At 68.7% G+C, this 13185-nt stretch carries 9 protein-coding genes; 8 read left to right on the top strand and 1 reads right to left on the bottom strand.

The window, feature by feature from the left end; translation table 11 throughout:
* The first annotated feature begins 25 nt into the window (after window positions 1-25).
* The 8 genes from ccmI to AC1REK_RS04340 all read left to right on the top strand — a co-directional run bounded on the left by ccmI (window position 26) and on the right by AC1REK_RS04340 (window position 10805).
* Window positions 26-1138 carry a c-type cytochrome biogenesis protein CcmI gene (ccmI, locus tag AC1REK_RS04305; RefSeq protein ID WP_492267061.1) on the top strand — a complete coding sequence of 371 codons (1113 nt, stop codon included), beginning with the start codon at window positions 26-28 and terminating at the stop codon, window positions 1136-1138.
* Between the two features lie 41 nt (window positions 1139-1179).
* Window positions 1180-1662, top strand: a complete 483-nt coding sequence (gene ccmE, locus AC1REK_RS04310) for a cytochrome c maturation protein CcmE (RefSeq protein ID WP_327520641.1) — start codon at window positions 1180-1182, stop codon at window positions 1660-1662.
* 9 nt (window positions 1663-1671) lie between these two features.
* Window positions 1672-3654 (top strand): heme lyase CcmF/NrfE family subunit, encoded by a 1983-nt coding sequence (locus AC1REK_RS04315; protein ID WP_316021157.1) that lies wholly within the window; start codon window positions 1672-1674, stop codon window positions 3652-3654.
* A gap of 5 nt (window positions 3655-3659) precedes the next feature.
* Window positions 3660-4118 (top strand): cytochrome c-type biogenesis protein, encoded by a 459-nt coding sequence (locus tag AC1REK_RS04320; protein WP_492267060.1) that lies wholly within the window; start codon window positions 3660-3662, stop codon window positions 4116-4118.
* 130 nt (window positions 4119-4248) lie between these two features.
* The gene (locus AC1REK_RS04325) at window positions 4249-5472 is read left to right on the top strand and encodes a trypsin-like peptidase domain-containing protein (RefSeq protein ID WP_492267059.1); all 1224 of its coding nucleotides are present in this window, start codon (window positions 4249-4251) and stop codon (window positions 5470-5472) included.
* Between the two features lie 190 nt (window positions 5473-5662).
* On the top strand, window positions 5663-6346 hold the full coding sequence (locus AC1REK_RS04330) for a response regulator transcription factor (RefSeq protein ID WP_066470705.1): 684 nt from the start codon (window positions 5663-5665) through the stop codon (window positions 6344-6346).
* Entirely contained in the window at window positions 6330-7829 is a 1500-nt protein-coding gene (locus tag AC1REK_RS04335; RefSeq protein ID WP_492267058.1) for a HAMP domain-containing sensor histidine kinase, read from the top strand. Before AC1REK_RS04330 ends, AC1REK_RS04335 begins: the two co-directional genes overlap by 17 nt.
* A gap of 27 nt (window positions 7830-7856) precedes the next feature.
* The gene (locus tag AC1REK_RS04340; RefSeq protein ID WP_492267057.1) at window positions 7857-10805 is read left to right on the top strand and encodes a bifunctional [glutamine synthetase] adenylyltransferase/[glutamine synthetase]-adenylyl-L-tyrosine phosphorylase; all 2949 of its coding nucleotides are present in this window, start codon (window positions 7857-7859) and stop codon (window positions 10803-10805) included.
* Window positions 10806-10839: 34 nt separating this feature from the next.
* Here the strand turns inward: AC1REK_RS04340 and AC1REK_RS04345 are convergent, their stop codons facing one another.
* Window positions 10840-13077, bottom strand: a complete 2238-nt coding sequence (locus AC1REK_RS04345) for a PAS domain-containing sensor histidine kinase (protein ID WP_492267056.1) — start codon at window positions 13075-13077, stop codon at window positions 10840-10842.
* Window positions 13078-13185: the final 108 nt, after the last annotated feature.

Here is a 13185-nt window from a genome sequence, read left to right on the forward strand (position 1 = left end):
GCCCGCAATTGGTTATGTACGCCTGATGCTGATCTGGATCATCTTTGCGGTCATGACGGGGGCGGCGGTCCTGTCGGTTCTGTGGCCGCTCGGCCGGCGCCAGCCGCCGATCTTCGCCGATACGGCGGGAGCGAAATCGCTTTACCGCTCCCAGGTCGCCGAGATCGATCGCGATCTTGGACGCCGCTTGATCGGCAGTGCCGAGGCGGAGGCCGCTAAGGCCGAGGCCGCACGCCGGCTGCTGCGCGCGGCGGCCGTCGAGACCGCTCCGGCAGGAGACAGCGAGCCGTCCCTGCGCCGGCGCCGTGCCGCTTCGGCGATCGCGCTCTCCTGCGTGCCGTTGCTGGCGCTCCTTGTCTACGGTGCCTATGGCTCGCCGAGCGTTCCGGACCAGCCCCTGGCGGCGCGCCTGAAGGCCAGCCCCGCCGGACAGGATTTCGCGATCGCGCTGGCGCGCATCGAGAGCCATCTCGCCGCCAACCCGACCGACGGCAAGGGCTGGTCGGTGCTCGCGCCCGTTTATCTCCGGCAGGGCCGCTTCGAGGACGCCGCCAAGGCTTTTGCTTCCGCGATCCGCCATGACGGGCCGACCGCCGAGCGCCATGCCGGCCAGGGCGAGGCCTTGATCCTCGCTGCCGGCGGCGTGGTCACCTCCGGTGCGCGCGAGAGCCTCGCCGAGGCGGTCAAGCTCGACCCCGCCAATGCCCGCGCCCGTTTCTTCCTGGCGATCGGCCAGGAGCAGGACGGCAACATTCCGGGCGCCGTCGCCTCGCTCAAGGCGCTGCTCGCGGAAGCTCCGGCGGACGCGCCCTGGGCGGGGGCTGTTAAGGCTCGCCTCGACTCCCTGCAAGGCCCTTCCGACCCGGCCGCGGCGGCTGCGATCGCCAACCTGCCGGCGCAGGACCAGGCCGCCGCGGTCCGCGGTATGGTCGACAGCCTTGCCGCCCGGCTCGGCGAAGGCGGCGGCACCCTGGCGGAATGGTCCCGCCTGATCCGCTCGCAGTCTGTCCTCGGCGAGAAGCCGGCGGCACTCAAATCGCTGGCGACCGCGCGCGAGCGGCTGGCGACGGACGCCGACGCCCTGGCCGCGCTCGGCGCGCTCGCAGGCGAACTCGGTTTGCAGGAGGCGGCCCGATGACGGCGCAGACCGGCTTTTCTCCCGCTCCGGCACGCAAGGGCATGACGCGCAAGCAGCGCAGGATGACGATGATCGCCTCCGCCGGCGCGGTGCTCGCGCTCTCTGCGGGCCTCGTCGCCTACGCGCTGCGCGACAGCATCGTCTTCTTCTACGGCCCGACCGAAATCGTCGAGAAGGGGCTGACTCCGGGCACGCGCCTGCGTCTCGGCGGACTGGTCGGGGAGGGCTCGGTCGTCCGTTCGCCCGGACAGAAGGTCAGCTTCACCATCACCGACGCCAAGACCACGGTGACGGTCAACTATACCGGCCTGCTGCCTGATCTTTTCCGCGAGGGGCAGGGCGTCGTCACCGAAGGCGTGCTGGAAGCGCCCGGTCGCTTCCGCGCCGATTCCGTGCTCGCCAAGCACGACGAGAACTATATGCCCCGCGAGGTCGCGGACGCTTTGAAGAAGCAGGGTCATTGGCAGCCGGGTGACGCGAAGGCGGGGGCGGACGCCGCCACGCCAGCGGCACCGGCGAAGTAGGGCGGGACGATGATCGTCGAGATTGGTCACTTCGCGCTGGCGCTGGCACTGGGCGTCGCCGTCATCCAGACGGTGGTGCCGCTCTGGGGCGTCGCCCGTCAGGACCCCGTCCTGGCCTCGGTCGGCCCCGCCGCCGCCATCGCCTGCTTTCTGCTCGTCTCGGTCGCCTTCGGCAGCCTGGTCTTCTCCTATTTCGTCTCGGATTTCTCGGTCGAGAACGTCGCCTCGAACTCGCATTCGACCCAGCCGCTGATCTACAAGCTGACCTCGACCTGGGGGAACCATGAGGGCTCGATGCTGCTCTGGGTCCTCATCCTCGTGCTGTTCGGCGCGATGGTCGCGCTGTCGCGGCGTTCGCTTCCGGCGCGGCTGCGGGCGGGCGCGCTGGCCGCGCAAGGCTCGATCACGGTCGCCTTCCTCGCCTTCACGCTGCTGACCTCCAACCCGTTCCGCCGTCTCGTTCCGGCGCCGGCAGAGGGGCAGGACCTCAACCCGCTGCTCCAGGATCTCGGTCTCGCGATCCATCCGCCGCTGCTCTATGTCGGCTATGTCGGCTTCTCGATCTCCTATGCCTTCGCCGTCGCGGCGCTGATCGACGGGCGCATCGACGCGGTCTGGGCGCGCGCGGTCCGTCCCTGGACGCTCCTGGCCTGGACCTTCCTGACGCTCGGCATCTCCATGGGCTCCTACTGGGCCTATTACGAGCTCGGCTGGGGCGGCTGGTGGTTCTGGGATCCGGTCGAGAACGCCTCGCTGATGCCCTGGATCGCCGGCACGGCGCTGATCCACTCGACCGTGGTGATGGAGAAGCGCGACGCGCTCAAGGTCTGGACGATCCTGCTGGCGATCCTGACCTTTTCGCTCTCGCTGCTCGGCACCTTCATCGTCCGTTCCGGCGTGCTGACCTCGGTGCACTCCTTCGCCACTGATCCGCAGCGCGGCCTGTTCATCCTTGCTATTCTGATCATCTTCGTCGGCGGCTCGCTGGCGCTGTTCGCCTGGCGCGCGCCGCTGCTGCGACAGGGCGGCCTGTTCGCGCCGGTCTCGCGGGAGAGCGCGCTCGTCGTCAACAATCTCTTCCTCGCCACCGCCTGCGCCACGGTCTTCGTCGGAACGCTCTATCCGCTGGCGCTGGAAATGATCACCGGCGACAAGATCTCGGTCGGCCCGCCCTTTTTCAACGCCACCTTCCTGCCGGTGGTCGTGCCCTTGCTGCTGCTGCTTCCGATCGGCCAGTCGCTGGCCTGGAAGCGTGGCGACCTGCTCGGCGCCGCGCAGCGTGCCCAGTTCGCCTTCGGCTTCGCCGTATTGGTGACGATCGCGCTGCTTGCCGTGACGCGCGGTGGCCCTGTGCTCGCTCCGCTCGGCATCGGGCTCGGCGTCTTCTTGGTCGTGAGCGCGTTCTGGGACCTTGGCGAACGCGTCGTCTCTCGCGCCAGCGGCGCTGCCGCGATCTGGTCGCGCGCCCGCGGACTGCCGCGTTCGATCTGGGGAACGGCCTTCGCTCATGCCGGCGTCGGCGTCACCGTGATCGGTATCGCCGCGACCGCCTGGAGCACCGAGGGCATCGGCATTCTGAAGCCGGGCCAGAGCCTCACCAGTGGCCGCTACACCTTCACGCTGGAATCGATCGCGCCGCGCACCGGGCCGAACTTCACCGAGGAGGTCGCACGCTTCAAAATCCGTACCGGCGAGCGCGAGATGAAGCCGGTCGAGTCGATGAAGCGGATGTATACGGCGCGCGCCATGCCGACGACCGAGGCGGGCATCCGCAGCGACGGGTTCAGCCAAGCCTATGTCAGCCTCGGCGAACGGGAGGCCGACGGCAGCATCGCCGTCAGGGCCTATGACAAGCCGCTGGTCCTGCTGATCTGGATCGGCACGCTGATCATGGCCTTCGGCGGCGCGCTCTCGCTTACCGATCGGCGCTTCCGCGTGGCCGCGCCGCGCCGGGCCGCGCCGACCTCCGCCCTGCCGCAGCCTGCGGAGTGAGGCAGATGCGCCTGGCTCCTCTCCTGATCTGCCTCGGGCTGGCCTTCGCCGGGCCCGCCCTGGCCGTCCAGCCCAGCGAGATCCTGCCGAATGCCGCTCTGGAGCAGCGCGCGCGAGAGATCTCCTCGGGCCTGCGCTGCCTCGTCTGCCAGAACCAGTCGATCGACGATTCCGATGCGCCGCTCGCCAAGGATCTGCGCATCCTCGTGCGCGAGCGCCTCGTTGCCGGCGACAGCGACCGCGCGGTCGTCGATTTCGTTGTTGCACGTTATGGCGACTTCGTGCTGCTGCGCCCGCCGATGGATGCACGCACGATCGCGCTCTGGGCGGCACCTTTCACGATCCTGGCCGCCGGCCTGCTCTTCCTCTGGCGCCGCCGCCGGATGAATGCCGCGCCCGCCGCTGCGACCCCGGCGCTGACTGCCGACGAACAGCGCCGCCTCGACGAACTGACGCGCGACTAGGCCTGCCGGCGCGCAGCCCGCAACCTTACGAAATCGTCATGCTCGGGCGAAATCGGGGTAAGGCGCCGGCCATCATGGTGTTCGGGACGAAGCAGGAAGGACCCTGCGATCCGCCCCCGAGGTTTGCACCATGAATTCCAACGAGAACAACACCCAGAACATCTTCCGCCAGCCGGCTCCCGCCCGCTCGATCCTGAAGCGCGGCGCGTTGATCGCCGGCGCCGCGACCCTGAGCATCGGCCTGATGGCTGGCTTTGCCGACAACCTGCTGACCAGCCATGGCAGCGCCAACGCCCAGCCGATCCAGCTCTCCGGCGTGCAGATGCAGCTGCCGTCCTTCGCCGATGTCGCCGAGAAGGTGAAGCCGGCCGTCGTGTCGGTCCGCGTCAACTCGCGTCTCGCCAGCACCGGCGAGGATGGTGAGAACGGCCCGAACGCCCTGCCGCCCGGCCATCCGCTGGAGCGCTTCTTCCGCCAGTTCGACGAGCAGCAGAACCCGCGCTCTAGCCGGCCGGCGCCTGAGCGTCGCGCGATGTCTCAGGGCTCGGGCTTCTTCGTCAGCCAGGACGGCTATGTCGTCACCAACAACCACGTCGTCGAGAAGGCGTCCCAGGTCGAGCTCGTCACCGACGAGGGCAAGACCCTGACCGCCAAGGTCGTCGGCACTGATCCGCGCACCGATCTCGCCCTGCTCAAGGTCAACGAGTCCGGCAACTATCCCTTCGTCCAGTTGGCCGGCGCCAAGCCGCGCATCGGCGAGTGGGTGATGGCGGTCGGCAATCCGTTCGGTCTCGGCGGCACGGTCACGGCCGGCATCGTCTCGGCCCAGGGCCGCGACATCGGCTCGGGTCCCTATGACGACTTCCTGCAGATCGATGCGGCTGTGAACCGCGGCAATTCCGGCGGCCCGACCTTCAACCTCAAGGGTGAGGTCGTCGGCGTCAACACCGCGATCTTCTCGCCGTCCGGCGGCAATGTCGGCATCGCCTTCGCCATCCCGGCGGCGACCGTCAACAGCGTCGTCGAATCGCTGAAGAAGGACGGCACGGTGGCGCGCGGCTTCATCGGCGTGCAGATCCAGCCGGTTACCGCCGAGGTTGCCGATGCGATCGGCCTGAAGGATGCCAAGGGCGCCCTCGTCGCTTCGGCGCAGGTCGATGGCCCGGCCGCCAAGGCCGGCCTGAAGCGCGGCGACACGATCCTGGCCGTCAATGGCGAGAAGGTCGCCGACGCCCGCGATCTCTCCCGCAAGATCGCCACCTTCGCGCCGGGCAGCAAGACCAAGCTGACCGTCTGGCGTGACGGCAAGGAGCGTGAGTTCTCCTTCGAGATCGGCCGCCAGCCGGCGGCCTGATCCGGGCCTAACCAAGTCGGGCGTGTTCCAGCGCGTCAGCGTAACTTCTAAAGCTGGAACACGCTCCGGGCGGATGGTTTTCCCCGGCTGTCACGTCGCCCCCATGCCGGGAAATCCCACCGCTTCGGCGGCAGGTCGGATCGTCACATCCGGCCTGCCGCTTTTCCGTTTGCTGAGGTAACCTGCCGCCATGCGACTCCTGATCGTCGAAGACGACGCCGAAGCGGCGGCCTATCTGGTCAAGGCTTTCCGTGAAGCCGGCCATGTTCCCGACCATGCCGCCGATGGGCTGGAGGGCTATGCCCTCGCCCAGGGCGGCGGCTACGACGTGCTGGTCGTCGACCGCATGCTACCGCGCATGGACGGGCTTTCGCTGATCCGCTCGCTGCGCGAGCAGGACGATGCGACGCCGGCTCTGATCCTCTCGGCGCTCGCCCAGGTCGACGACCGGGTCAAGGGCCTGCGCGCCGGCGGCGACGACTACCTGCCCAAGCCTTATGCCTTCTCCGAGTTGCTCGCCCGCGTCGAGGTGCTGGCCCGCCGCCGCGGCGCGCCGGCCTCGGAGCCGACGACCTACCGCGTCGGCGATCTCGTGCTCGACCGTCTCGCCCATCGCGTCACCCGCGCCGGCGAGGAGATCGTGCTGCAGCCGCGCGAGTTCCGCCTGCTCGAATATCTCATGAAGCATGCCGGGCAGGTCGTGACCCGCACCATGCTGCTGGAGAACGTCTGGGATTATCACTTCGATCCCCAGACCAATGTCATCGACGTCCATGTCTCCCGGCTGCGCGCCAAGATCGACAAGGGCTTCGAGCATGCGATGATCCACACCATCCGCGGCGCGGGATACATGGTCCGTGACACAGCTCGCTGATTCGGCGCCGGCTGGCGGCCAGCGCTTTCTGCCGAATCTGTTCCGCACCACCGCCTTCAAGCTGACGGCGGTGTATCTCGTCGTTTTCGCGCTCTTTGCCGCCTTCGTGCTCGGCTATGTCGCCTGGAACGCCAAGACCCTGCTCGACGACCAGATCCGCTCGACCATCGATGCGGAGATCCAGGGGCTGGCCGAGCAGCAGCGCCTCGGCGGCATCAGGCGGCTGGTCCAGGTCATCGAGCGGCGCTCGCGCGGGCCGGGTGCCTCGCTCTATCTCGTGGTGACGCCGACCGGCGAGCGGATTGCCGGCAATATCGAGGCGCTGCAGCCGGGTACGCTCGACCGGCCGGGCGAGCGCGAGATTCAGTATGCCCGCTCCTCGGAAGCACTCGACCAGGTCAACCACGCGCTGGTGCGCGTCTTCATGCTGCCGGCCGGATTCCGTCTGCTCGTTGGGCGCGATGTCGAGGAGCGCGAGCGACTGCGCGTCATCATCAAGCGCGCGGCGGCCTGGTCGCTGGTGCTGGTCGTCGTGCTCGGCTGCTTCGGCGGCTGGTTCGTGGCAAGGCGCGTGCTCAAGCGCATTGACGGCATGACCGACAGCGCCCGCTCGATCATGGCCGGCGATCTCAAGGGGCGGCTCTCCATCTCCGGCACTGGCGACGAACTCGACCGGCTGGCGCTCAACCTCAACGCCATGCTCGACCGGATCGGCGAGCTGATGAGCGGCATGCAGCAGGTCTCCGACAATATCGCCCATGACTTGAAGACGCCGCTGACGCGCCTGCGGAACCGGGCCGAGGAGGCGCTGCGCACCGCAGAGACGCCGGAACAGCTGCGCGCTGCGCTCGATGGCTCGATCGACGAGGCCGACGGGTTGATCCGGGTCTTCAACGCACTCCTGATGATCGCCCGTCTCGAGACCCGGCAGATCAGCGACAGCATGGCGCCGCTCGATCTTGCCGAGATCGTCGACGGGCTTGGCGAACTCTACGAGCCGCTGGCCGAGGAGGCCGGACTGTCGCTCTCGGTCGCGGTCGAGCCGGGCCTCTCGTTGACCGGCAATCGCGAGCTGATCGGTCAGGCGCTCGCGAACCTGATCGACAACGCCCTCAAATATGGCAGGCCGGAAGGCGACGCTCCGACGAATGTCGAGGTCACCGCGCGGCGCGTCGGCGAGATGGTCGAGCTCGGCGTCGCCGATCATGGTGCGGGCATTCCAGAAGCGGATCGCGCCCGGGTGCTGGAGCGCTTCGTCAGGCTCGACAAGAGCCGTACCAAGCCGGGCTTCGGCCTCGGCCTCGCGTTGGCCTCAGCAGTGGCGCGCTTGCATGGCGGCGTGGTGCAACTCGCCGACAACGCGCCGGGGCTGCGCGTGGTGATGTCGCTGCCGTTGGCGCCGCCCGCTGTGGAAAGCCCGGCCGTGGAAGAGCCTGCGGGCTCGACTTCCCAGCCAAAGCCGGCAGGGTTCCAGTCGGCCTGAATCGGGCCGTTGCCGGGGAGAGGGCCCATGGGCGAGCCGCTATGCGAGCGCTTGAAGGCGGCGCCGGTCCTGCCGGCGCGGGCCAGCGCCGAGGCGCTGGTCGCGAGCGAATTGCTGGAGCGGCTCTATGACGCCGAGGCGGGGACGGCGCTCTCGCAGCATCTTGCGGCGCATCCCGCCTCGCGGGAGCTGGTCGCCGGCATCCTCGCCCATTCGCCCTTCCTCACCCAGATCATGCGACGCGACCCTGCCGGGCTGCTCGCATCACTGACCGGCGATCCGGCCGAGCGTCGCGACGGCCTTCTGCGCGAGATCGCTACGGCTTCCGGACCGGAGACCGCGACCGTCGATCTGATGCGCGAGCTGCGCCGTTTCCGGCAGGCGATGGCGCTGCTCGTCGCGCTCGCCGATATCGGCGGCGCCTGGACGGTCGAGGAAGTCACGCAGGCCTTGAGCGCGACAGCGGATATGGCTGTGCGGCTGGCGAGTGAGCACGCCTTGCGCCAGGCGGCCGACCTCGGCCGGATCACCCTGCCGGATGCAAGCGAACCCGGCACTGGTTCGGGCCTCGTCGTGCTCGCCCTCGGCAAGCACGGCGCCGGCGAGCTTAACTATTCCTCCGACATCGACATCGTCGTCTTCTTCGATCCGGAGATGGCGGAGTCGGCCGGCGTCGCCGAGCCCTCAAGCTTCTTCGTCAAGCTCACCCAGCAGATCGCCCGCATCATCCAGGAGCGCACGCCGGACGGCTATGTCTTCCGCGTCGACCTGCGCCTGAGGCCCGACCCCGGCTCGACCCATGTCGCGGTCGCCCTCCCGACGGCCTATTCCTATTACGAAACGGTCGGCCAGAACTGGGAACGCGCGGCGATGATCAAGGCGCGCCCGGTCGCCGGCGACATCGAGCTCGGCGGCCGCTTCATCGCCGATCTCGCCCCCTTCATCTGGCGCAAATATTTCGACTTTGCGGCCATCGCCGACATCCATGCGATGAAGCGGCAGATCCAGTCGGTGAAGGGCTTCGAGACGCTCAGCCTGCCTGGCCATAACGTCAAGCTCGGGCGCGGCGGCATCCGCGAGATCGAGTTCTTCGTCCAGACGCAGCAGCTGGTCTTCGGCGGCCGCAGGCCGGCGCTGCGGGGGCCGCGTACCCTCGATATGCTGGGCGAGCTTACCAAGGAGAACTGGATCAGTCCGCAGGCGCGCGACGAGCTGACGGATTCCTATTGCTGGCTGCGGACCATCGAGCACCGGCTGCAGATGCGCAATGACGAGCAGACCCAGACCCTGCCGGCCGATGCCAAGGACCTCGAAGCCTTCGCCCGCTTCTGCGGCTATCCTTCGACCGCGGCCTTCGACAAGGCGCTGACCGCGCATGCAAGGCGCGTCGAGAGCCATTACGCGCTCTTGTTCGAGGATGCGCCGAGCCTCGCCAGCGAGGCCGGGGCGCTATCCTTCACCGGCACCGAGGACGATCCCGAGACGCTCGAAACCCTGCGCAAGCTCGGCTTCCGCCAGCCCTCCCTCGCGGCCGAGACGGTCCGCGGCTGGCATTTCGGCCGCCGGCCCGCGGTCACCAGCGCCCGCGCCCGCGAGGTCCTGACCGAGCTCACCCCCGCCTTGCTGGTCGCGCTCGGCCGGACCACCGATCCCGATGGCGCGCTCGCCCATCTCGACAACGCCTTCGTGCGCATGCCGGCGGCGGTCGAGCTTCTGACCTTGCTACGCTCGCGCGAGGCGCTGCTCGGCATCTTCGCCGAGATCCTCGGCAGCGCGCCGCGCCTCGCCAAGGTCGCGGCGCTTTACCCGCATGTGCTCGACGCCGTGATCGATCCGGCCTTCGGCGCGCCGAGCCATCGCCGCGAAACGGTGGCCGAGCGGGTGCGGGCGGTGGTCGGCACGCCGCCCAGCGTCGAGGAAGGGCTCGACCGGATGCGCGACGCCGCGCGCCAGGAGAACTTCCTGGTCGGTGCCCGCCTGCTCTCCGGGGTGATCACAGCCGAGCAGGCCGGACATGGCTATGCGGCGGTTGCCGAAGCCTGCCTGCGGACCGCCTTCGAGGACACGCGTGCCGCCTTCGTCGCCGAGCATGGCGTAATCCCCGGAGCGGAGGCCGTCGTGGTCGGGCTCGGCCGGCTCGGGGCAGGGGAGCTGACGCCGTCCTCCGACCTCGACCTGATGCTGCTCTATGATCGGCCGGAGCATGCCGAGCCGAGCGATGGCGCCCGGCCGCTCGACCCCGTCACCTGGCATGTCCGCTTCAGCCAGCGTCTGGTCGCGGCCCTGACCGTGCCGACGCGCCGCGGCACGCTCTACCAGGTCGATCTGCGCCTGCGCCCCTCCGGCAACAAGAGCCCGGCGGCGACCCAGTTCGAGGGCTTCATCGCCTATCATCAGGGCGAGGCCGAGATCTGGGAGGAGATGGCGCTGACCCGCGCCCGTGTCGTGGCTGGCGATCCGGCGCTGGCGGGGCGGGCCGAAAGCGCGATCCGCGATATCCTGCTGCGCCGGCGCGATCCGGCCAAGGTCGCCGCGGCGGTCGCCGAGATGCGTACGCTGATCGCCAAGGAGAAGGGCGAGGCCGACCCCTGGGATCTGAAGCTCGCCGCCGGCGGCCTGACCGATCTCGACTTCCTCGCCCAGTTCCTCGTCCTCGCCCATGCCCATAAGCACCCTGAGCTGCTGGCTCAGACCACGGCGGGGGTGTTCCAGGCGGCGAAGGGCACCGGCCTGATCGGCGAGGAGGATGCGCTCCGGCTCGCTGGCGCCGCGCGGCTGTTCGGCGACGTCCAGCTCTGGCAGCGCTTCACGGTGGAGGAGCGCTTCGATCCCAAGGCCGTGCCGGAGCGGGTGCTGCGCCGCATCGCGACGGCCGTCGGCCTGCCGGATGCCAAGGTGCTGAAGGCGGAGCTGGACGAAACGCGCGGGCGGGTACGGACGCTGTTCCGCCAGGTGCTTGGCGCGGCCAAGGGCTAGGAGAGCAGAGTCGGCGGTGTGCCGGCCCGTCGCGTCAGGCCGCGACGAGGTCCAGTTCCGGGCGGATTTCGTGCTTCAGCGGCAGGTGCACCATCACGATGGTGCCGGAGCCCATGACCGAGCGGATGCGCAGGCCGCCGCCATGCAGTTCGGCCAGCGAGCGGGCGATGGCCAGGCCCAGTCCCGAGCCCTTGTAGCTGCGTGCCAGCTCGCCCTCGACCTGCTCGAAGGGGCGGCCGATCCGGCCGATCTTCTCAGGCGGGATGCCGATCCCGGAATCCTCGACATAGATGTTGAGCGCGCCCGGCGCCGGCCGCACGCGGACTGCGATGTTGCCGCCCTCGGGCGTGAATTTCACGGCATTGTCGAGCAGGTTGGAGAGAATCTGGAACAGCGCATGCGAGTCAGCTTCGAGGCGCAGGTCGTTCGCGACCTCGCAGGAGAAGGAGAGCTGCTTGCGGGCGATCGCTTCCTGATGGGTGCGCGCAGCCTCGGCGATGACCGGGTCGAGCGCCACTTCGGCCTTCTCCAGCGTGACCTTGCCGGCCTCGATCTTGGCCATGTTCAGGATGTCGTTGATCACGGCGAGCAGGTAGCCGCCGCTGGAGCGGATGTCGCGGACATACTCGTCATAGCGCTCGGAGCCGAGGTCGCCGAACAGGCGTGCTTCCATGATCTCGGAGAAGCCGATGATCGCGTTGAGCGGCGTGCGCAACTCATGGCTCATATTGGCGAGGAATTCGGATTTGGCCCGGTTGGCGCTCTCCGCCGAAGCCTTCTGTTCGAGATAGAGCTCGGCGAGTTCGGCGAGTTGCTGAGCCTGGGCTTCCAGCTTCTGGCGCGAGGCCTTGAGGTCGGTCACCGAGGTCAGCAGCTGGTGCTCGGAACGGGTCAGGCGCTCCTCCTGCTGCTTCAGCGTGGTGATGTCGGTGCCGACCGAGACCGAGCCGCCATCCTTGGTGCGGCGGCCATTGATCTGGAGCCAGCGGCCGTCGGAGAGCTTGGCTTCGTAGGAATGGCTACCGGGCTCGGCGCGAGAGCTGCGAACCGGCTCACGGTCGACGCTCGGCTGAGCGCTGCAGTTCATGATCGCGTCATAGCTCGCCCCGGTGCGGACCAGTTCCGGCGGCAACTGGTGGAGCTGCTGGTACTTGGCGTTGCAGAGCACGAGCTTGCGGTCGGCGTCCCAGAGCACGAAGGCTTCCGAGATCGCCTCGACGGCGTCGCGCAGGCGCGCGTCGGCGGTCGCGGTTCGGGCGGCCATGCGATGCTGCTCGGAGATGTCGACCACGATGCCGACGAGATGGCGGGCGCCAGTGCGGCGGTCGATCACCAGCTCGGCGCGGGCCTTCAGCCAGATCCATTGGCCGCTGGCGTCCCGTACGCGGAATTCCTGGTCGAGATGGGTGGCCTCGTCGCGGCTGATCGCGTCGGCCAGCGCATAGAGGTCGGCATCCTCTGGGTGGATGAAGGCGTTGACCTCGCCGAAGGACATGAACTCGCCCTTCCGGTTGTAGCCGAGCATGGCGTACATGGAATCCGACCAGTAGATGCGCCCCTTCGCCAGATCCCAGTCCCACAGGCCGCAATGGCCGCGGCTGAGCGCGGTGTCGATGCGCTCGCGCACGCAATCGCAGTCGTCGTCGGCGGCGCGGGCGCGCTTCGACTGCAGGATGAAGGCGAGCGTGATGCCGGCGAGGACGATGCCCGCCGAGGCGAACAGCACCAGGATCGAGCGGCTGCGCTCGTCCCAGAGCGAGAGGGCGCGCTCCACCGGCTGGAGCACGGCGACCTGGCCGAAGGGGGCGGCGAGGTTGCGCACGGTCGCGAAGGCTTCGAGGCCGCCGGGCAGCATGATCTTCATCACGCCCGCACGTTCGGCGAACACGGTCAGCGCCTGGGCGGGGCCGAGCAGCTCGATCAGGCTGCGGCTGGCGCCGCCGAGCATCGGCTCGCTGGCGACCAGTACGCCGGACGCGTCGCTGACATGGACGATACGGCCGCGACCGGCGATGTGCTTGGTGCTCAGCGCCGCGAGAACCGCGCGCAGATCCTTTTCGTTGCGCGAGGCAAGATCGAGCTCTCGCGCCAGCAGCGTGGCAAGAATATCGAGGTCGTTTGCTGTGTCGGCGAGGGTATCGTCGCGCAGGGCGCTGGTCTGGACATAGGCGCCGAGCGCCATGATCACGACGAAGCAGGCGACGAGGGCTGGAATGACCTTGCGGAAAGCAGGTTCCAGCTTTTCGAAGCGCTGGTAAAGCGGGTGCGTCAACGTTCTTGCAACACCAAGAATTGAGCCCGCGCGCACGTGTGCGCAAGCCGCGTTTGCACGCGTCATGCCCGTCCCCCTTCGGAAGCGATGTACCGTCAGTAAGATCGG

The sequence above is a fragment of the Allobosea sp. GW823-FHT02B03 genome (assembly GCF_058797755.1).